Genomic DNA, 21,568 nt, shown 5'->3' on the forward strand with positions numbered 1-21,568 from the left:
GGCATTGTGATGGAAGTAAATGAGATTCTTGTTATCGCGATGTTCCTCAGTTTCATCGTGCTGTTGTTTACCGGTTTCCCGGTAGCGTTTGTTCTGGGTGGTATCGGTGTAGCCTTTGGCTTCATCGGTTATCTGTCCGATATGTATCTGGATACTTTTACCGGCCTGGATATGCTGACGCTGGGGCTGGTGGTTAACCGTATCTATAAGATTATGGATAACTGGGTCATGGTGGCCCTGCCCATGTTTATCTTTATGGGCATCATGCTTGATCGTTCTGGTGTGGCCGAGCGTCTGATGCAGTCCATTCAGCAGCTGTTTGGTCGTGTGCGCGGTGGTCTGGCGATCACGGTTACTCTGATCGGTATTATCCTGGCAGCATCGACCGGTATCGTAGGTGCTTCAGTGGTGCTGCTGGGACTGATGTCGCTGAAACCTATGCTGGATCAGAACTACTCCAAGCCGCTGGCACTGGGTACCATTGCCAGTGCAGGTACTCTGGGTATTCTGATTCCACCTTCTATTATGCTGGTTATTATGGCGGATCAGTTAGCACTGTCTGTCGGTGATCTCTTTATGGGGGCGGTATTTCCGGGGATTTTGCTGGGTACGCTGTATGTCGTCTTTATCCTGGCTGTTGGCTTATTCAAGCCCAGTGCAGCACCTATTCCCGCTGATGCTAAACCCGTTGAATGGCAGATGATTATTGCGGTACTGAAAAGTATTCTGCCCCCGGTTGCACTGATCATTGCTGTTCTCGGATCTATTTTTGCCGGTATTGCTACCGCAACAGAAGCATCCGGTGTAGGTGCACTGGGTGCGACTCTGCTGGCCTGGTACAACAAGAAGCTGAGTTTTAAAGTCTTCAAGGAAGTGGCTCATGGAACCTATAACACCACAGCGTATATCTTCGCGGTGTTCCTGGGGGCGACCTGTTTTGCACTGGTGCTGCGTGAGCTGGGCGGTGATGAGCTGATTGAGCACTGGCTGACCGGCCTGCCGTTTGGTGACTACGGTATTATTATCTGTGTGCTGGCGATTATCTTCCTGCTGGGTTTCTTCCTGGACTGGATTGAGATCACTCTGATTGCTCTGCCTCTGTTGGCACCGGTTATTTCCGCGCTGGGTCTGGAGATTGATGGTTATGGTGTGGTGGATAATCCTGAACTGGTGTGGTTTGTGATGTTGGTGGCGATGGCCTTGCAGACATCCTTCCTGACACCTCCGGTTGGTTTCTCTATTTTCTATCTGAAGGGAGTATGCCCGCCGGATGTGAAACTGACTGATATCTATAAAGGTGTTGTGCCTTTCATTGCCCTGCAGTTAATGGCTCTGGCTATCCTGGTTGCCTGGCCTGAACTGGTACTCTGGTTGCCTGCAATGGCATACGGCTGATCTGTCAGCTCTGGCAGCTGAAGATGCAACAGGATGAGGGTTGTGTCTTCAGTTTGCTTCCGACGATTCATCTGATCGAATCTGTCACGACTAATCTATAACTACTATAAGCAGATCATCTCCCGCCAGCTCCGATTCTGGCTGTTACACCATAAACATAAGCCGGTCTGCCATTATAAAAAATAAGAAACAAAGGACGCAGTGCTGCAGGGGAAAGATCTCTGTCGGCGCCGACTTCGTGCAGGATAGTCCTGAAAACTTACGAGCGTGTTAGCGATGAGCAGTATAAAACTTTATCCCCCTAAGCCGGAGAAGGTGTATTTCTTCGGAACCTGTCTGGTGGACATGTTCTACCCGGATGCAGGTATGGCTGGTATCCAGCTTCTGGAACGAGAAGGCATTGAAGTGATTTTTCCTCAGGACCAGACCTGTTGTGGTCAGCCGGCTTATACCTCCGGCTTCCATGATCAGGCCAGAGAAGTGGCGGCGGCTCAGTTGACACTGTTTCCTCAGGATTACCCTGTGGTACTGCCTTCTGGCTCCTGTGCCGGCATGATGAGAGAGCACTACCCGGAGCTGTTTACCGGTCAACCGGAAGAAGCGCTGGCGAAAAATGTCGCTAACCGGGTATATGAGCTGACGGAATTTCTGATGCATGTCTGTCATATCAGGCTGGAAGACAAAGGCGAGCCTGTGAAGGTTGCCATGCATACTTCCTGCAGCGCCCGCCGTGAAATGGGGTTGGGCGACGTAGGTCCTGCTTTGTTGGGACAGCTGGATAATGTTGAGCTGGTGGAGCAGGCCCGGATTAAAGAATGCTGTGGTTTTGGAGGGGCTTTTTCTGTCCGCCACCCCGAGATTTCAGAAGCGATGGTCACCGATAAAGTGGAAGCCATTGATGCCACGGGTGCTGACTCTATGATTACCAGTGATTGTGGTTGCATGATGAATATCACAGGCGCTGCTGAACATATGAAGAAAGACTTTAAAGGCGAGCATATCGCCAGCTTCCTGTGGAGACGCTGTCATGAGTCATAATCAATCCGCTGCCCAGGGAGCGGTAAAAGCGTTTCACCCCCGTGTACAGGAAGCCATTAATAACCCTCAGATTCGGGCTAATTTCCGTAAGGCGATGGATGGTCTGATGGATAAGCGGCTGGCGGCTTTTCCACAGGATGATGAGTTACAGCAGCTGCGTGATCTGGCGGCAGCCATTCGTCTGCGTGCTTTATCAAAGCTGCCAGAATTGCTGGAGCGTCTGGAAGCGAATCTCACTGCCAATGGTGTGAAAGTGCACTGGGCTGAAAATGGTGATCAGGCCTGTCAGATCATTCTGGATATCTGTCAGCAGAAAAATGCAAAAAGTGTGATTAAAGGTAAATCCATGGTCAGTGAAGAGATGGAGCTGAACCATTACCTGGAAAAACACAATATTGAAGCGCTGGAATCTGATCTGGGCGAATACATCGTGCAGCTGGCAGAAGAAACGCCATCGCACATTATCATGCCAGCGATTCACAAAAACACCGATCAGATCTCGGACCTGATGCACGATAAAACGGGTACGAAAAGATCCCGTGATGTGGAATATCTGACGGCTGAGGCGCGTCAGCAGCTACGTGAGCGCTTTGAGAAGGCCGATATCGGTGTGTCCGGAGTGAATTTTGCTGTGGCGGAAACCGGCACTCTGTGTCTGGTAGAAAATGAAGGTAATGGTCGTCTGACCACAACGGTGCCTCCGGTGCATATTGCCGTGACCGGTATCGAAAAAGTGGTGGAAAACCTGGAAGATGTCACACCACTGCTATCTCTTCTGACCCGCTCCGCGACCGGCCAGCACATCACAACCTATTTCAATATGATCTCCAGTCCCCGTAAAGAGGGTGAACTGGATGGGCCGGAAGAAGTGCATCTGGTACTGGTCGACAGTGGGCGTTCCAATATCTATCAGGATGATGAGTTACTGGATACACTGCGTTGTATCCGTTGTGGCGCTTGTATGAACCACTGCCCTGTTTATACCCGTATTGGTGGCCATGCTTATGGTTACACCTATCCGGGGCCTATTGGCAAGATTCTGATGCCTCACCTGGCCGGGCTGGATGATGCCAAAGATCTGCCGAGTGCCTCCTCTCTGTGCGGTGCCTGTGGCGAAGTCTGCCCGGTCAGAATTCCGATTCCTAAACTCCTGGTTCGTCTGCGTGAAGAGGCCGTGGCCGGTGACAGTCAGCATAACGACTCTGGTGTAAAAGGACGGGGTAGCAAACGCTCAACCTCTGAAAGCCTGATCTGGAAAAGCTGGGCCGGTATGCATAAAAGCGGTGGTCTTTATCGGGCCGGGACGGGTGCTGCGACCGTTTTTCGTGCGCTGATGCCCAATAAAATCGGTGCCTGGACCAAATGCCGGACGGCGCCGAAACTGGCCGCCAGCACCTTGCATCAGCAGGTTAAAGCCCGAGGCAAAAACGGAGGAGAGTCATAATGAGTGCTCGTGATGCCATTCTTAATCGTTTGCGCAATCGCCGGGATGGTGAGCTCACTGCTCCGGTGAGCGATTTCTCTGTTGTTGAAGCTAAGCAGTGGTCAGTCAGTGACAGAGTTGATCTGTTTCAGCAAAAAATAGAATCCGTGCATGCGGAAGTACATCGGGTTAGTCAGACAGACTGGCTGGATAAGCTGAAGGCGCTGGTCCAGGCTAAAGGCCTGAATAATCTGCTGGTGCCGCAAAAAGCTCAGGTGGGTGTGGATATCCGTCAGCAATGGTCTGATGACCTGCCGGAATTACTGAGTTATGGCCAGCCCATTGAAGGCTGGAAGGCAGAGCTGTTTTCTGGTGTGGATGGTGCTGTGACTGATGTACGCAGTGCCATTGCTGAAACCGGCTCTCTGGTGTTATGGCCGGATAATGATCAGCCTCGTCTGATGAGTCTGGTCCCCCCTGTTCATTTTGCCATTGTCGATGCAGATCAGCTGAAAAATACATTTCATGAGGTGATCCGTTCTGAAGGCTGGGTGAATCAGGGCATGCCGACCAATGCATTGCTGATTTCCGGGCCCTCTAAAACAGCCGATATTGAACAGACGCTAGCATATGGGGTTCATGGACCGAAAGAGCTGATTGTACTGATTCGGCAATAAACAGATAAGCCCGGAAAGGGTACTGAAGCGGGTACTGGTATGGCCAGTGCCTGTGTTCTCCAGCTGTTGCATAGAACAGTGGAACTTTGACAGACAACTTGCTATCTGTGGATATATGAATCATCCACAGATGACCGCGTTTCGGGCCAGGCTCGAAGGGCAAACAGCCTGAACAGGGTGGGGATAAGTAATGAAGCAGCAATACCAGGAGCTTTATCAGGAACTGCGTCAGTTTATGCCAGAGGAGCGTCTGATCCATGATGACCTGCGTACTCTGGCTTATGGCACAGATGCCAGTTTCTATCGTTTGATTCCACAACTGGTGGTACGGGTTGATAACGAGGAAGAAGTATCCCGGGTGTTGAAGCTGACGCGGGCTCGCAAGTTGCCAGTCACTTTCCGTGCCGGAGGGACCAGCTTATCCGGTCAGGCGGTGACGGACTCTGTACTGGTGCAACTGAGCAGTAACTGGCGCAACTATCAAATTCATGATCTGGGAGACAGGGTGTCCCTTCAGCCGGGAGTGATCGGTGGTAAGGCCAACGCGCTACTCGCACCTTATCAGCGTAAAATCGGCCCGGATCCGGCATCGATTAATGCTGCTATGATCGGTGGTATTGCCGCCAATAATGCCAGTGGTATGTGTTGTGGTACCGCCCAGAACAGCTATAACACCGTTGATAGCATGCGCTTGATTATGGCGGATGGTACCTTGCTGAATACGGCTGATCCGGATAGCCGGAAAGCCTTTGAGCAGAGTCATGGCGATCTGCTGGCCAGTCTGAAGCAGCTGGGTGAAGAAACCCGGGCAAACAATGAGCTGGCTGAACTTATTCGCCATAAATACCGGCTGAAAAACACCACGGGTTATAGCCTGAACAGCCTGGTAGATTATGCTGATCCATTCGATATTCTGATGCACCTGATGATAGGTTCTGAAGGCACTCTGGGATTTATCAGTGAGGTGACCTATCGCACGGTCGAAGAGCATCCGCTAAAGGCTGCTGCTCTGATTTTCTTCCCGGAGATGGAGTCTACCTGTCGGGCAGTGACATCAATGAAGCCCACGCCGGTTGCTGCGGTTGAGCTGATAGACCGGGCAGGCCTTAAAGCAGTAGAAGATCAGGCCGGTATGCCGGATATTCTGAGAACCCTGGGAGATGAGGCTGCAGCACTTCTGGTCGATGTGCGTGCCAGCACCCGTGAAGAACTGGATCAGAAACTGGCCGAAGTGACGGCAGCGATTGAAGGTATTGAAACCGTTGCACCGATTGAATTTACCGAAGATGCAGAGACCTATGCTCTGTACTGGAAAATTCGTAAAGGGCTGTTTCCGGCGGTCGGTGCTGTGCGTCTGACCGGTACGACAGTGATTATTGAAGATGTTGCTTTTCCTATTGAGCAGCTGGCTGAAGGGGTGCTTGAACTGCAACAGGTGTTCCGTAAATACGGCTATGATGAAGCCCTGCTGTTCGGTCATGCCCTGGAGGGCAATCTGCATTTTGTTTTCACCCAGGGGTTTGATGACGATAAAGAGGTTGAACGCTATAAACTGCTGATGGACGAGGTGGCAGATCTTGTCGCAGTAAAATATAAAGGCTCGCTTAAGGCTGAACATGGGACTGGCCGTAATATGGCACCGTTTGTTGAGCTGGAGTGGGGTAAGGATGCCTATGAGCTGATGTGGAAACTGAAAGCGGCGTTTGATCCTGAGCACCTGCTGAACCCGGATGTTATTCTGACCCGTAACGAAAATTTACACCTGGAAAACTTAAAACCACTACCACCGGCCAGTGAATTAGTGGATAAATGTATCGAATGTGGTTTTTGTGAGTCGTCCTGTCCTTCCCGTAACCTGAGTCTGACACCGCGTCAGCGTATTGTGATCTGGCGGGAAATCAATCGGCTGGAAACAGCCGGTGAAGACGCAGAACGTCTCAGAACCATGGAATCAGAGTATGATTACCAGGGTATCGATACCTGTGCCGCTTGTGGTTTGTGCGAAACCAAATGTCCGGTCAGTATTAATACCGGTGATCTCACCCGTAACCTGCGTCATGAACGAAATAAAGGTTATGCCGGTGTGGCATCCTGGCTGAGTGATCACTTTGAAGGCGTTGCCAGTACATCCCGCACCATGCTTAAGCTCGCGGATGGTGTGCATGCTGCCATTGGCAGTAAAGCGATGTCCACCGTTACCGGAGCAGCCCGGAAATTATCGGGTAATCGGGTTCAGCAGTGGACACCATCCATGCCGAAAGCAACTCCGAAAATGGACACTATACTGAAGCAATACCCACCACGTCAGCAGGGGGACAAGGTGGTTTATCTGCCCAGTTGTGCAACCCGGATTATGGGGGCTGCCCGTAATCAGGGGGAAGATCGTTCCACACCGGAAGTCGCAATGAGTCTGCTGAATAAGGCCGGTTTCAGTGTGACCTTCCCGGAGAATCTGGGTGCGCAGTGCTGCGGCATGCCATTCCGAAGTAAAGGTCAGTTCGATGCGGCGGATGCCAGAATCACTGAACTGAACCAGGCTTTATTAAAAGCCACCGATAACGGGCGATATCCGGTGTTCTGCGACACCAGTCCCTGCCTGATGCAAATGCGTGACAAGCTGGATAGCCGTTTACGACTGTATGAACAGGTTGAGTTTATTCATGACTTTGTTCTGCCGCGTTTGACGTTCACCTCGAAAAAAGAGCGTATTGCTCTGCATGTCACCTGTAGCACCACAAAAATGGGACTGGCTGATAAGTTTATCGCTCTGGCGCAGGCTTGTGCCAGAGAGGTCGTTATCCCGCCAGATATCACCTGTTGCGGATTTGCAGGCGATAAAGGATTTTCTCAACCTGAACTGAACGCTTCTGCATTGAAAGATCTGCCAGAAGCGGTAGCTGGCTGTGAGGAGGGGTATTCCAACAGCCGGACCTGTGAGATAGGACTGAGTGAACACAGTGGTATTCCTTACCAGTCTATTATCTACCTGGTCGATCGTCTGACCGAAAGCAGCACGGCAGACTGATTTCCAGTCACAGGGCAGATTCAGGATACTGCATGGTTATGGACAGATCACGGCTCGGTCTGGTTTACCTTCTTGTCAGGTAATCCGGACCTTCTGATAACAACAACAATGGAGTCTGCACTGCAGGTTTCCCAGGAGCCCTGACAATGAGTCTGAATCTCTCATTACGTCAAAAACTGATCGCTATCGTTCTCGTGGTTATTCTCGGGTTTGGTGCGATGGGTCTTTATACAATCCAGAGTCTGAATGGCCTGACCGAGGCATCTGAGCATGTTTCCCGTCTGGGAGAAGCTTCGCAATCTGTTGGTAACCTTCAGGTACGTTTACTGCAATTTGAAAAACAAAGAGATAGCGCCAGCCCGGAAACGATTACTGCGATAGAGCAGACACTGAAAGCTTTACAAAGTGATGGCATTGCTCAGCTGACGGCGGTAGAGCAGGCTATCGATGATCAGAGGGCCAGTGCCCTGATCAGAGAAAATAAAGCGGTTTTAGGTCCTTATCTGAATCAGCTGGGCCAGTGGATTGAAACCCGCAAAGCACTGGGGCTGAGCCCTGACAGCGGTAATCTGGGTCAGATTGAAAAAGATGCTGCTGAGCTGTTAAGCGAAATTGAGGTTTTTGGTTCGTTTGCAGCCCGTTTAAGGGAAGTCCGGGCGAAGGAAAAAGATTTTCTGATCTATCCCAATGATGAACAGAAAGCTGAAGTCATTAAAACACTGGAACAGTTGCGTACCGATATCCGGGCTATGGCATTTGACGATATTTTCTTTCCTTTTGTGGATAAGTACGAAGCGACGCTGAATAGTGTGATTCAGTTACGCCAGCAGCTGGCTGGGCTGGATCAGAATCTGGCCAGTGCTCGTCAGCAGGTATCTGGTAATATGCAGTCTGCGACAGATTACCTGCAGAATAATTTGCTGAAGTCAGCTCAGCAGCATGCTGCCGAAGAATCGGCTTCAACCCGCTGGTCCGTGTTGATTGGCAGTCTGGTGCTGGCCAGCGTCATCGGACTGATCGTTACCTCTGTGGCGATGTCCATTGCCCGGAATATGAAGCAGGCACTGGCAGCACTGAATGAAGTCGCTCATGGTAACCTGACCTCTTCCTGTCGCGAAAATGGTAATCAGCAGGATGAGTTTAACCAGCTGGCCAGAGCGACAAATACGATGACATCAGGTTTGCATGATGTGGTCGGGCATCTGGTGCAGAGTAATCAGGATCTGAAACAAACCGCGGACAGTATGGATGGTTCTGTTCAGCAGATTGTTCAGGGCAGTCAGATGATCAGTGATCGCAGTAGCTCTCTGGTGGCGGCTACAGAGCAAATCAGTGCGACAGCAGATCAGGTAGCTGAAACCACACAGCATGTCAGTGAATCTGCTCAGAATGCTTTTGATACTGCACACCGGGGCGCTCAGGTGATCAGTGAAGCGATCCAGGCGCTGGCCGATGTGGCTGAAGTGGTCGAGGAGACCAGTCATTCTGTTGAAGCACTTGGAGCACGCTCTAAAGAGATTGATGTGGTAATTGATCTGATCGTTGGCGTGGCTGAACAGACCAATCTGTTGGCGCTGAATGCGGCGATTGAGGCTGCCAGAGCCGGTGAAGCCGGGCGTGGTTTTGCTGTGGTGGCCGATGAGGTCCGTACTCTGGCTGAACAGACAGTAAAAGCCACCAGTGATATCACAGCTAAGGTTGAAGCCATCCAACAGGACACCCACAAGGTCATTGAATCCATGCAGCGTAGTAAGCAGAGAGTGGATCAGGGCCGGGCTCTGGGGGATCAGGCGGTCTCTGCTGTGCAGGATATTGAGCGCCAGACCCGTGAAGCGGCGGATCAGACAGAAGAGATTATGAATGCGGTCAGAGAAGTGGCTATGACCACTCGTCAGATGGCTCAGGATATGGATCAGATCTCCAGTGAAATTGATCAGAATCATCAGGCGACAGCACAGATTGTTGCTGCCAGTCGGGCGGTTCATGAGCGCGCTGAACAGCTGGAAGGGCTGACCACACGATTCAGAATATAGCCCGGAGCCAGAGGGCTTCGGAGCACAACAGCAGGAAAAAGGTGAACTATGCTTCCGGAAATTAATACTATCGTTTACGCCACTACATTAGGCAAAAACACCCGTCCGGTTTTCCGTCATGCAGTGAAGCTGGCCCGTACCTATAATGCCCGCATTATTATGGTGCATGCTCTGGAGCCTGTAAGTGAATTTGGACACGCAATTATTGAGCACTATCTGCCAAAAGAAGCTCTGGAGGAGATTCACGAGCAGGGCATGACCCGTGTCCGGGAAACCATGCAGCAGCGTGTGCAGTCTTTCAGAGATGAAGAGCTGAAAGACCTGCCGGATACTGATCAGCTGACGGTGGATCTGGTGGTTGAAGAGGATAATCCGGTTGAGCTGGTACTCAGAACAGCAAAGGCTGAGCAGGCTGACCTGGTGGTGATTGGTTCACATAGTCATCACGGTATGTTTGGCCAGAAACTTCTGGGAGATACAGCTCAGCAAATCAGTCTTCATAGTAAGGTACCTGTATTGCTTGTACCGAATGATCATAGCTGATAATGGTGCGTGAGTCCCTGGCTTTTCGTGTGAAAAAAGTCCGATCTCCTGGGATTCTGACTGAAATTAAGCAGTATATGATGGTTACTGTGCATTAGGGGGGCGATTGCTCCCCGTTTTTCTTTCTGGCTTATGTCGTGCTTTCGGGTAAAGACCTGCCAGCTCCGCTATCAAAAGGATATGTTCTGGAGGTGTCCGTGTTAGCAGAAAAGTTATTATTGACGGTTTTTCCTCTGTTTGCTGTTGTCGCAGCGGGCGCACTATACGGGCGCTGGAAGCAGACGGATATATCAATCGCCAATCGAATGAACATGGATGTGTTTGTCCCGGCTCTGGTCTTTTCAGTACTGGCCGATAAATCCTTCGATCTGCTGGCTTATCAGGATCTGGCATTGGCAGCAGGTTTGATTGTACTGGGGTCAGGTCTTGTTCTTCTGCCTCTGATCAGCCTGACAGGCTGGAGTCTTAAAACCTTTATTCCTCCTATGATGTTCAATAATACGGGGAATATGGGCATTCCACTGATTGTTCTGGCATTCGGTGAGGAAGCTCTGCCTGCTGCTGTGATTGTGTTTATTGTTGAGATGCTGCTGCATTTCAGTGTCGGGTTATATATTCTTGATCACAGAACCCGGTTAAGTGCCATGCTGAAGATGCCCGTCGTTCAGGCAACAATACTGGGTTTTGCTTTCAGCTTTATGAACTGGAGTCTGCCTGAAGCTCTGGCTATTCCTATGGATATGCTGGGGCAGATATCGATTCCCCTGATGCTGTTTACGCTTGGCGTTCGTTTGTTGTCCGTGGATTTGTCTGACTGGCGTATCGGGCTGGCCGGAGCCATTCTCTGCCCTTTATCCGGCTTGCTGGTTGCCTGGCTGGCTGGTTTCATCTGGTCATTTGATAGTCAGCAATGGGCGATCCTGCTGGTATTCAGTGCTTTGCCTCCCGCTGTTCTGAATTATATGGTTGCTGAGCAATATAATCAGGAACCGGCCCGAGTTGCTTCAATCGTTTTGTTGGGCAATTTTGCCAGCATACTGACCTTGCCTGTGGTGCTGGCCTGGGTACTGTAGAAGGCCTGCTTTATCTATGCGCTGAGATCGGTGATCTGTCCGGTAAGCAGGGCATTCAGAATGCCGCGTAGTTCTGAAAAGCCCTGTGGGATAACGCTTTATTTTATATTAATCTGGTGGCCGGATGCTGGCATAACAGGCTATTCCAGGTTATACGTTTATATAGTGTCAAAACCTGTCCGAGGACATCGCTATGCTGTTTAAACAGGATGATACAGCGGCGGTAGAAGATTCCCTGCCTCCCTGGAAAGTGCTGATTGTTGATGACGAGCCGGATATTCACTCTGTGACTAAAATGGCGCTGCGCAAGTTCCGGCTGAATGAGCGAGGGCTGAGTTTTCTGCATGCTTATTCAGGAGAAGAAGCACGCCAGATTATGGCGCAACACTCAGATATTGCTGTGATCTTTCTTGATGTAGTCATGGAAAGTGATGATGCCGGGCTGCAGGTGGCGCGCTATATAAGAGAAGAGCTGGATAATCAGTTCAGTCGAATTGTTCTCAGAACAGGGCAGCCAGGTCAGGCTCCGGAGAGCCGGGTGATTGTTGAATATGACATCAACGATTATAAAGAAAAAACCGAACTTGATAACAATAAACTATTTACTACCACTTATGCCGCTCTGAGAGCTTACCGGGATATTGAGCTGGTTGATGAGGCTCGGCGTTATCAGGAACGCAGTCGAAAAGGTCTGGAGCATGTTTTGCACGCTTCAGCCAGTTTATTTGAACAACGCTCTCTGAAAGAGTTTGCCAGCGGCTTGCTTCTGCAGATTGCTTCATTACTTCACGTCAGTGAAGACAGTGTCCTTTTGCAGTGTGATGGTTTGTCCGGTCTTAAAAATCTGGCGGATAATGAACTGCATATTCTGGCAGCCAGTGGTTCTCTGCAAGGGATCAGTGAGATGCCTGAAGACGTTGTTGAGGGTATTCAGGCGGCAATGAACAGTCAGCGTAGCCAGCTGATTAATGACAGCTTTATTGGCTATTTCCCCAGTAAGCAGGACAAGGTAACTTTGTTGTATATTAAAGGTGTGAAAAATATTGATGAACTGGATCAGCAGTTGATGGATATCTTTTCTACCAATGTCAGCATCGCCTTTGAAAACTTACTGCTGGATAAAGAGATTGAAGATACTCAGGCTGAGTTGATTCACCGTCTGGGAGATGTGGTCGAAAACCGCTCTAAAGAAGCTGCTAATCATGTGGTGCGCATGGCTGAATTCAGTTATGTGTTAGGTAAAAAAGCGGGGCTTTCAGATGGTGATGCAGAATTACTGCGTAAAGCCTCTCCAATGCATGACCTGGGTAAAATCGGTATACCGGATTCTGTGCTACTGAAGCCGGGTAAGCTGGATGCGGATGAATGGCAGGTGATGCAATCCCATGCCAGGCTGGGTGCTGAGATGCTGGCCGGGTCTGAACGCCCCTTACTGCACGCTGCAGCTATTATTGCTGAGCAGCATCATGAACGTTTTGATGGCTCCGGTTACCCGAAAGGCCTGTCTGGCAGCGATATTCATTTATATGCTCGTATTGTTGCTATCGCGGATGTGTTTGATGCTCTGATACATAAACGTTGCTATAAAGAGCCCTGGCCGATGGAGAAGGTGTTACAGTTGCTGGAAGATGAAAAGGGTAAGCACTTTGATCCAGAGCTGGTCGAGCTGTTTCTGGCGAATCTGGATGAGATGCTGGAAATCAGTAAGCGCTATCCTGATTTGCACTAAGATGCTCAGATCCTGAGAGTTTGTGCTGAATCAGGAAGGTCAGGTATCGGGATCCAGTATAACATCTGTGGTCCTGATCATCAGAAAAGCATAAAAAAACGCACTTCAGATGAAGTGCGTTTTTCAGAAAACCAGAAGAGAAGCGGGTTCTCTTAGTCTTCGTAACGCTGCATGATCAGAGTGGCGTTAGTACCACCGAAACCAAAGCTGTTAGACATCACGCGGTTCAGTTTCACACCTTCACGCAGTTCCGTCACAATATCCAGACCTGCGGCCTGTTCATCCAGCTCTTCAACGTTGGCAGATGCCGTGATGAAATCATTCTGCATCATCAGCAGGCTATAGATCGCTTCCTGTACACCGGTTGCACCCAGAGAGTGGCCCGTCAGAGATTTGGTAGAGCTCATTGCAGGGCTGTTGTCACCAAACACTTCACGGACTGCTTTCAGCTCGGCAACGTCACCGACAGGGGTGGAAGTACCATGAGTGTTGATATAGTCAACACTGCCTTCAACGGTAGACAGGGCCTGTTCCATGCAGCGCTGTGCGCCTTCACCGGAAGGAGCGACCATATCATAACCGTCAGACGTTGCACCATAGCCTACGACTTCGGCGTAGATCTTGGCACCACGGGCTTTAGCGTGTTCCAGCTCTTCCAGAACCAGCATGCCGCCACCGCCTGCGATAACAAAACCATCACGGTTTGCATCATACGCACGAGAGGCCTGATCCGGTGTTTCATTGTACTTCGTTGACAGTGCACCCATAGCATCAAACAGGCAGCTCAGGGTCCAGTGCTCTTCTTCACCGCCACCGGCAAAGATGATGTCCTGTTTACCCAGCTGAATCTGTTCTACACCGGCACCAATACAGTGAGCACTGGTGGCACAGGCAGAAGAGATGGAGTAGTTCACACCCTTAATTTTAAAGGGTGTGGCCAGACAGGCAGATACCGTACTGCCCATAGTACGGGTAACACGGTATGGGCCTACACGGCGCAGGCCTTTCTCGCGCAGGATGTCGGCAGCCTCAACCTGGTCAGCTGAAGATGCGCCACCAGAACCGGCAATCAGGCCAGTACGGACATTAGACACCTGCTCTTCTGTCAGACCGGAATCTTCAATCGCCTGTTGCATAGACAGGTAGGCATAACCGGCTGCATCGCCCATAAAGCGTTTCAGCTTACGATCAATCAGCTCATCCAGGTTAATATCAACAGAGCCAGAAACATGGCTACGAAACCCACGTTCTTTGTACTCTTCATTGAACTTAATACCAGAGCGACCCTGGCGCAGTGAGTCCAGAACTGAGGCAATGTCATTACCCAGGCAGGACACAATGCCCATACCGGTTACTACTACACGTCTCATGATATGTCCTCTGAAATTAGAAACTGTCTGTTGAGGTAAACAGACCTACACGCAGATCTTTAGCGGTATAGATCTCCCGACCATCAACGGAAACACTACCATCAGCAATGCCCAGGCACAGCTTACGGGAAATGACACGTTTCATGGTGATCTTATAAGTAACTTTCTTCGCGGTTGGCAGAATCTGGCCGGTGAATTTCACTTCACCACTGCCCAGCGCACGCCCTTTGCCCGGATTACCAATCCAGCCAAGGAAAAAGCCAACCAGCTGCCACATAGCGTCCAGGCCCAGACAACCGGGCATGACAGGGTCTCCAGGGAAATGGCAGTCAAAGAACCACAGATCCGGTGTAATATCCAGCTCTGCAATAATTTCACCTTTGCCATGTTCACCGCCATCATCAGTAATACTGACGATGCGATCTAGCATGAGCATATTCGGAGCAGGTAACTGAGCATTACCCGGGCCAAACAGCTCCCCCTGGCTGCATTGCAGCAACTCTTCACGGTTGTACGAATTTTGCTTGGTCACAGAAAAAATCCAGTGGTTGTTATACGTTTTCTGTCATGAATAATCCGGCATAGTCTAAATCTTGTCAGCCCGGATTGCACGTTTGCCAGGTCAATAAAAAGGCCAATAGCCTGATTCTACGCCTGTCCCGGTGGTTTTCGGGAGCTATTTTCCTGTCAGTAAGAAATGTAAAAAGCCAGTATTAATGCCTGTTTGGGCAGTGAATAATCAGTTACTCAAACGTTTGAATTCTTCCATAGCAAGCTGGCGACTTTTTTTCAGATCGGTCATAGGTTCAGGATATAAAATAGCGCCAATATCAGGCTTTATACGTTTTTTGGCGGGTAAATCAGCCAGCTCTGGCAGGAAAGTTGCGATAAATTTACCTTCAGCATCAAAGCGTTCAGCCTGACGATACGGACTGAGTAAACGAAAATACGGTACAGCATCAGTTCCTGTTGACGCAGCCCATTGCCAGCCTCCATTGTTAGATGCCAGATCGGCATCAATCAGGTGCTGCATAAACCAGTATTCGCCTTCTCTCCAGTCGATCAGTAAATACTTACTCAGAAATACAGCGACCAGCATTCTCAGACGGTTATGCATCCAGCCGGTCTGTATAAGTTGTCGCATAGCGGCATCAACCAGTGGAAAACCGGTCTTGCCTTGTTGCCAGCGCTTGAGATCATTCGGAGCATGACGCCAGCGAATGGCGCGGGTTTCAGGCTTGAAAGGCTGTCTTTTGCACAGATCAGGATAGAGCACCAGTAAATGACGGTAAAACTCCCGCCAGAGTAGTTCATCACACCAGCAGCTTGCGGCCTGCTGATATTGAGGATCTACTGCTTGCACCTGACGGGCAGCCAGCCAGCAGCTTCTGACAGACAGTTTGCCACAGGCCAGCGCTGCGGATAGCTTACTGGTGCCTGTTTGATCTGCCGGATAATCCCGTGCCGTGTCATATTGCTGAATACCTTCAGTACAAAAGCGGTCCAGTGTTTGCAGAAGTTGTTGTTCTGATGCAGGCCATTGCTGTTGAATCTGATCCGCTGAATGACTTTCCGGTTGCCAGAGTGGCCATTCGCTGGCATTCAGTTCAATGAAAGGCTGTTGTTGGGATAAATTTACTGTGGCATCAGGCCAGGTTGTGACCGGGTGAGATTCCAGCCAGTTCAGGCATTGTTTTCTGAAGGCAGAGTAAACCCGATAAGGAGTACCATCTTTCTTCAGTAGCTGGCCCATCGGGATCAGGCTCTGGTCGTTAAAAAAGTGGCACTTAATTCCTATTGCTCCGGCGCTGGCAATAAGCTGTGCATCACGGTGCCTTTCATTTAACTCTGGTTCTTCACAGGCCAGTATCTGAGAGATCGATAATACCTGACACAGTTTTAGCAAATAATGGATCTGTCCGGCAAAATCAGATACATCCAGCGTCAGCAGAGGGATGTTACGAGACTTCAGGGTTTGTTGCAGATCCAGTACACAGCGTTCAGTATAACGTTGCTTGTTGCTTCCCCAGTCATGCTGCTGCCATTGTTTTTCCGGCCGCATGAAGCAGGCGATAACTTCTGCAGGCTGCCCGTTATCGGATGGCTGGCAGGCCGAGAACAGGGCGGGATTATCATGTATCCGAAGGTCAGAACGAAACCATACCAGGCGTCTTTCCGGCTGAATTATCTGATCCGTATTCATAGTTGGCTGCTTATTCCTGAGATATAAAATTCAGTTCAGACCATGACGTACATGCCTGCCATGGCATTGAATCCCCCTGATGCAATACACAGGCTGCGCCGGAAAGATACAGAGGGCTTTTGAGACTGTTCAGCATCTGATGCTCACTTTTACTGAATTCAGGAAGCTTCTCCCGGGTGAACAATACGATGCCCGTCAGATTTTTTTGCTCTTCCAGCAGATGCAGGAATGACCATTCCGGCAGGCTATCGAGCATAAGTACCGGAATATTCAGGTCGGCACAGGTCAGAGCGGTCAGACATAACTCCGGGTCCATAGTTTGTCCGGGGACCGGCGCCAGTAACCAGACCGGGCGTGTTGCTGAGGGCATGTTTCTATGGCTCAGACGGATTCCTGTACGGTTTCTTAGCCAGGCATAAAATTGTATCCGGATCAGTTGCTGATACTCTCCGGCGCGATAGATGAAATCGAGTAAGGGAGGCCAGAAAAACTGATTCAGCATCTGTACGGGATAGATCGCTGTTAACTGATTCAGTTGCTGGTCAAAGCGGGTGATCAGTCCCTGACTGAGCCAATCTGCTGACTGGCTGACTAATCCTGACCATTCCGGCATTTCTGTATCGGTCACAGCAAAGTCTGTACCGGATGATGTTGTCTGATTGTCCAGCAGAGCTTTGACCTGGCTGACAGCGACTCCCCTTTCCAGCCACTCTTTGATCCTGAATATACGCCTGAGATCGTCTTCCCTGTACATTCTGTGCCCCTTGGCGGTTCGTTCCGGCTGAATCAGTCCATAACGGCGTTCCCATGCCCGCAGAGTAACAGGGTTGATACCTGTCTGTTCAGCAATCAGCCGTATTGGAAATAGCCGTTTTTCCTGTGTTTCCGGGGATGTGCTCTGATTCCCGGATGTATGCATCAATGTCGCCATAAAAGCCTGCCTGTCTCTACTTTTTTCTATCTATCGCTGTTCTTCACCTGTCATCGCCAGGGCTTCCGGGTATGGAAACAGATAACGATAGTTACCGGCATAGTCACAGCCATGAACTTCAAAAAGATGCCGCATCAGTACCAGAGGTGCGATCAGAGGAATCTGTCCGGTGCGATACTGATCAATCGTATCCCTGAGGTGCTGACGCTCTTTACTGCTCAGTGATTTTTTAAGATACCCCTGCAGGTGCATCAGGGCGTTAGTGTGATTTTTACGGCTGGCTGGCTGCTTCAGTATGGCCATCATTCTGGGCAGATATTCTTCTGCTTTTTCAGCGATATTCTCTTTGTTGACGCCAGCCAGCCAGGCTCCGATATCACGGTAAGCCTGCTGGTTATGGGCCATTAATAAAGGCTTGTACTGGGTATGGAACTCAATCAGTTTACCCGGAGTGATACCCTCTCTTTTCATAACCTGCCAGCTGCTATAGGCGAAAACCCGGGTGAGAAAACTTTCCCGTAATACCGGATCATTCAGGCGACCACTTTCTTCGGTTGGCAAAGCCGGATAGGTTTCCATGATCGCTTCTGCAAAGACACCACTTTTCCGAACATCCGCCAGATGACCATTAAGCCGATACACTTTGACTCTTTCCATACCGCAGCTGGGTGATTTGCCGAGAAAAATATAGCCACAGAGATGATCCAGCTTTGGAACGGTTTCCTGTGTAAAAGATTCCAGAACTTCGGTGTAATCATCATCACTGCGAGTGCCCCTCACCCGGATGCCTTCAGCTTCTCTGTCAACCAGTCTGATGGGTTCTCTTGGAATCCCCAGGCCTGCTCCGGCTTCTGGGCATACAGGGACGTACTTGACGTATTTTCCCAGAGTGTCTGTGCAGAAACGGGACTTCTTGTGCCCCCCATCAAAACGAACCTCGCTGCCCAGAAGGCACTGACTGATACCTATACGAATCTCATTTTCCGGGAATAGCAATGAACTCAGATCAGACATACAGCACCTCCTGCCTGTCAACCAGAATCAGTATATGTAACGATTTCTGGTCATGTTTAGGTGTAAAATATGTCTTAATAATTGTACAAAAAAAACAATTTGTACAATTATTTTTTGTCTGAAAAGTCCAGATTCGCAATAATATTAACCAGTGCGGATTGCATAACAGGGTGCAGACCGACGGGATCATGTAATGTGATTGTCAGATCTGGCCTGACTTTATTCAGCTGTTCGATCTGCGCTGGGACATCTGTTCTCAGGTGTCTTCCGGCAGCAAAAAACAGTGGCACAATCTCGACATTTTCATAGGTGCCAGGTGCTATTGACCCTATGACACTCTCCAGTGACGGCTGACACAGCTCCATGTATGCCAGAGCAACCGGGTGTGACTGGGCTCCCGCGATGTTTCGGGTAAGTTGTTCAAATGGCTTTTGCCATTCAGGGTCACTGCTGCCATGAGCCAGCAGTATCAGAAAAGCTTTTTCAACAGACATAATCGACTTAATAAAACACTACGTAAAAGTTATACAAATTAAGATTTATGAATAATACTGAAAACTGACACATTATTCTGGTGCAACTTTGTTGCTGTCCTGCTATGCCGACGTTATTCAGTACCCAAAAACCTCAGCGACGTTCCGTTACGCAGAACTATACTCTCTGATACAGGACAAGGTGGTGAGTTATGAATATTCTGATTACCGGAGCAACAGGCTTTATCGGTAAAGCCTTATGCCATGCTCTTATTGAACAGGGACACAATTTATACGTGATCAGCCGGAAACCGGATCAGGTTAACCGGATACTGGGTTGTACTGTTATAGCCTCGGCCGATCCGTTTTGCTGGCTGGATATTCCTATGGATGCTGTGATCAATCTGGCTGGTGCACCGATTGCCGATGCCCGATGGAGTGAACATCGGAAAGAATTGCTGATAAATAGCCGTATTGGTCCCACCCGTCAGCTGATCAGCTACATTGAGCAGTGTAGCCATAAACCAGAGGTACTGATCAGTGGCTCAGCAATAGGCATTTATGGTGCTCATGGGGATGATGATGTCAGGGAGGACAGTCACTGCAACGATGATTTTGCACACCGCTTATGTCAGTTATGGGAGGCCGAAGCTATGGCGGCCGAGACATATGGCGTCAGGGTCTGCATACTCAGAACTGGCCTGGTTCTTGGGAGAGATGGCGGTATGCTATCCCGATTGTTAACACCTTTCCGATTAGGGTTAGGGGGACATATCGGAAGCGGACTACAGTATATGCCGTGGATTCACAGACAGGACCTGCTGCGCATTATTACTTTCCTGATCGATAGAAAAGATCTGAGTGGCGCTTTTAATGGCACTGCACCGGTGCCTGTTCGCAATAACACTTTCAGCCGGATACTGGGAGCAGAATTGAAACGCCCTGTCCTGTTACCTGTGCCAGGTATTGTTCTCAGACTGGCTCTGGGGGAAATGTCACAACTTATGCTCAGAGGCGCAAAAGTTATCCCCTGGCGCCTTCAGGAAAATGGATTTGAGTTTGAGTATTCAACGCTGCGGCCTGCTTTACAGGAAATTCTGTAAAACATTGTAATTCCTGCCCCTGAAGGGCTAACTCTTTATTTGAAAACATACGGTTTTTGTTATCATGCAATCGGTGATAAAAGATAAAAAAACAGCACGCTGATCACGGATTCAGTGAATTAAGGGTTTCTGAATGTCTCAAGAGACGGTCGAATATCAGACAAATCAGACAGATGAGTATGTTAATCATCTGGCCACGGTGGAAGAATCCCACCCGACAACGGCAGTAGAAGATATCTATAATGACCAGGGGGTTCTGCTGCTGAGCAAGGGTTCGGTCATTACTAAGCGCGTGGCGAACCTGCTGATTCATCATCAACTGAAGAAGGATCTGGATCAGTCGATTCATGTGTCTGATACTCTGACGGTGTTTGATCTGCTGAATCAGATTCTGGAGCTGGTAGAAGGCGAGCAGGAGCTGAAGTTGTTGCATGAGCATCTCAGCTTTGAAGTCACTTTGCGACAACAGCTGTTTGATAAACCAATTCCCTCTCAGGTGTTGCAACGTCTGACGGTAATGAAAGAAGTCATGCCTGATGTTTACCAGCGCAGCCTGTTTTCGGCCTGGCTGGTACCTCTGTTGTGCAAACATCAGGATGTCCCGCAACGAGTGTATTTTTCCGCTTTTTCTGCCGGGCTGGCACATGATATTGGTCTGATGCATATTCCGGTTGAAGCCGCGACAGCCAGGCACAGTCTGAACTTTCAGCAATGGCGGGCGCTGAAGACGCATCCTATTGTTGCGCGTATGATTCTGGATGGCCGAAAAATCTATGATGCGGATGCGCTGGATGCCGTCAGTGATCATCATGAACGTTATGATCGTTCAGGCTATCCTGCGATGAAAGCATCGCATCAGCTGAATCAGCTGAGTCAGCTGGTAGGTATGGCTGATAAATTGTATGAGCTTTACTTTGATGCTGAGCATGGCAGGAAGACTATACGAGCCTGGATTCCTTTTCTGGAAGTCAATCTGGGGACGTTCGGTGCTGAAAACACCGAGCTGGTGCTGGGGCTACTGAAAAAGTCTGAAATAACGCAGCATCTGCATGAGCGGGAGTTGCCAGAGGCTGATACCGGGCAACTGATTAAGCAGAATGGCCAGATCTCTGAATTTTATAAACTGGCTTATCAACTGAATGATATTGCCAGTCAGTACCCGCGTTCTAAGGTTGCCCGTGGAATTATGGAAATGCAGGTTCAGCTGCGCTGGTTACAGGATTCTGCGGGGTTAGGCTCTGATCATTTACAGGAATGGCTGGAATGGTGTGAGAAAAACCCGACAGATGGCAGCCAGCAGGAGCTGGTTGAGATATCTGAACTGTTAGGTGATCTGCGCTGGCGTTTCCGAAGATTGTGGCGACTGGCTGTGGAACTGTTCTGGAGCGATAAAACCCAGGCCAGTCATAAACCTGAACTGAAACAGATATTTGATGGTATGACCCCTCTTCTGCCTTGTCCGGGGCGTTTTGATCTGGATGCACCAATGGAAGATGAAGAAGAAGCAACATCCTGATGATTTGAAACCAGATCTGTCT

General features: G+C 49.7%; 17 protein-coding genes. 11 read left to right on the forward strand and 6 right to left on the reverse strand.

All coding sequences use genetic code 11. The features are described from left to right. Nucleotides 1-9: 9 nt before the first annotated feature. The 9 genes from H4O21_RS19420 to H4O21_RS19460 all read left to right on the forward strand — a co-directional run bounded on the left by H4O21_RS19420 (nucleotide 10) and on the right by H4O21_RS19460 (nucleotide 12,936). Nucleotides 10-1,395, forward strand: a complete 1,386-nt coding sequence (locus H4O21_RS19420; RefSeq protein ID WP_182810553.1) for a TRAP transporter large permease — start codon at nucleotides 10-12, stop codon at nucleotides 1,393-1,395. Between the two features lie 276 nt (nucleotides 1,396-1,671). Further along, nucleotides 1,672-2,433: a (Fe-S)-binding protein gene (locus tag H4O21_RS19425; protein WP_182810554.1), complete on the forward strand. Its 762-nt coding sequence runs from the start codon at nucleotides 1,672-1,674 to the stop codon at nucleotides 2,431-2,433. Further along, nucleotides 2,423-3,877, forward strand: a complete 1,455-nt coding sequence (locus H4O21_RS19430) for a LutB/LldF family L-lactate oxidation iron-sulfur protein (protein WP_182810555.1) — start codon at nucleotides 2,423-2,425, stop codon at nucleotides 3,875-3,877. Before H4O21_RS19425 ends, H4O21_RS19430 begins: the two co-directional genes overlap by 11 nt. Beyond that, nucleotides 3,877-4,533: a LutC/YkgG family protein gene (locus H4O21_RS19435; RefSeq protein WP_182810556.1), complete on the forward strand. Its 657-nt coding sequence runs from the start codon at nucleotides 3,877-3,879 to the stop codon at nucleotides 4,531-4,533. The genes H4O21_RS19430 and H4O21_RS19435 overlap by 1 nt, the downstream gene beginning before the upstream one ends. A gap of 190 nt (nucleotides 4,534-4,723) precedes the next feature. Further along, on the forward strand, nucleotides 4,724-7,558 hold the full coding sequence (locus tag H4O21_RS19440) for an FAD-binding and (Fe-S)-binding domain-containing protein (RefSeq protein ID WP_182810557.1): 2,835 nt from the start codon (nucleotides 4,724-4,726) through the stop codon (nucleotides 7,556-7,558). 146 nt (nucleotides 7,559-7,704) lie between these two features. Further along, complete coding sequence (locus tag H4O21_RS19445; RefSeq protein ID WP_182810558.1) at nucleotides 7,705-9,591, forward strand: methyl-accepting chemotaxis protein; 1,887 nt, start codon at nucleotides 7,705-7,707, stop codon at nucleotides 9,589-9,591. A gap of 48 nt (nucleotides 9,592-9,639) precedes the next feature. Further along, nucleotides 9,640-10,134, forward strand: coding sequence for a universal stress protein (locus tag H4O21_RS19450; protein ID WP_182810559.1), 495 nt, complete (start codon nucleotides 9,640-9,642; stop codon nucleotides 10,132-10,134). Nucleotides 10,135-10,331: 197 nt separating this feature from the next. Further along, complete coding sequence (locus tag H4O21_RS19455; RefSeq protein WP_368737575.1) at nucleotides 10,332-11,207, forward strand: AEC family transporter; 876 nt, start codon at nucleotides 10,332-10,334, stop codon at nucleotides 11,205-11,207. Between the two features lie 193 nt (nucleotides 11,208-11,400). Continuing rightward, nucleotides 11,401-12,936: a DUF3369 domain-containing protein gene (locus H4O21_RS19460; RefSeq protein WP_182810560.1), complete on the forward strand. Its 1,536-nt coding sequence runs from the start codon at nucleotides 11,401-11,403 to the stop codon at nucleotides 12,934-12,936. A gap of 152 nt (nucleotides 12,937-13,088) precedes the next feature. Here the strand turns inward: H4O21_RS19460 and fabB are convergent, their stop codons facing one another. From fabB to H4O21_RS19490, 6 genes are all read right to left on the reverse strand, one after another. Next, nucleotides 13,089-14,306 (reverse strand): beta-ketoacyl-ACP synthase I, encoded by a 1,218-nt coding sequence (gene fabB, locus H4O21_RS19465; RefSeq protein WP_182810561.1) that lies wholly within the window; start codon nucleotides 14,304-14,306, stop codon nucleotides 13,089-13,091. Nucleotides 14,307-14,322: 16 nt separating this feature from the next. Further along, nucleotides 14,323-14,838, reverse strand: a complete 516-nt coding sequence (gene fabA, locus H4O21_RS19470; RefSeq protein WP_182810562.1) for a 3-hydroxyacyl-[acyl-carrier-protein] dehydratase FabA — start codon at nucleotides 14,836-14,838, stop codon at nucleotides 14,323-14,325. Nucleotides 14,839-15,045: 207 nt separating this feature from the next. Beyond that, nucleotides 15,046-16,509, reverse strand: coding sequence for a cryptochrome/photolyase family protein (locus tag H4O21_RS19475; protein ID WP_182810563.1), 1,464 nt, complete (start codon nucleotides 16,507-16,509; stop codon nucleotides 15,046-15,048). Between the two features lie 10 nt (nucleotides 16,510-16,519). Further along, complete coding sequence (locus tag H4O21_RS26140) at nucleotides 16,520-17,440, reverse strand: MerR family transcriptional regulator (protein WP_305082236.1); 921 nt, start codon at nucleotides 17,438-17,440, stop codon at nucleotides 16,520-16,522. A 30-nt stretch (nucleotides 17,441-17,470) separates the two neighbouring features. Beyond that, on the reverse strand, nucleotides 17,471-18,454 hold the full coding sequence (locus H4O21_RS19485) for a YbgA family protein (RefSeq protein WP_182810564.1): 984 nt from the start codon (nucleotides 18,452-18,454) through the stop codon (nucleotides 17,471-17,473). A gap of 107 nt (nucleotides 18,455-18,561) precedes the next feature. Next, nucleotides 18,562-18,948, reverse strand: a complete 387-nt coding sequence (locus tag H4O21_RS19490; RefSeq protein ID WP_182810565.1) for a sirohydrochlorin chelatase — start codon at nucleotides 18,946-18,948, stop codon at nucleotides 18,562-18,564. 191 nt (nucleotides 18,949-19,139) lie between these two features. Here H4O21_RS19490 and H4O21_RS19495 point away from each other — a divergent pair, with 191 nt between their 5' ends. Both H4O21_RS19495 and H4O21_RS19500 read left to right on the forward strand, forming a co-directional pair. Next, nucleotides 19,140-20,030, forward strand: a complete 891-nt coding sequence (locus H4O21_RS19495) for a TIGR01777 family oxidoreductase (RefSeq protein ID WP_182810566.1) — start codon at nucleotides 19,140-19,142, stop codon at nucleotides 20,028-20,030. Nucleotides 20,031-20,163: 133 nt separating this feature from the next. Continuing rightward, on the forward strand, nucleotides 20,164-21,546 hold the full coding sequence (locus tag H4O21_RS19500) for an HD-GYP domain-containing protein (RefSeq protein ID WP_182810567.1): 1,383 nt from the start codon (nucleotides 20,164-20,166) through the stop codon (nucleotides 21,544-21,546). Nucleotides 21,547-21,568 lie beyond the last annotated feature (22 nt).

Origin of the sequence: Oceanospirillum sediminis (assembly GCF_014164585.1) — a bacterium.
In the GTDB taxonomy this organism is placed as follows: domain Bacteria; phylum Pseudomonadota; class Gammaproteobacteria; order Pseudomonadales; family Halomonadaceae; genus Oceanospirillum; species Oceanospirillum sediminis.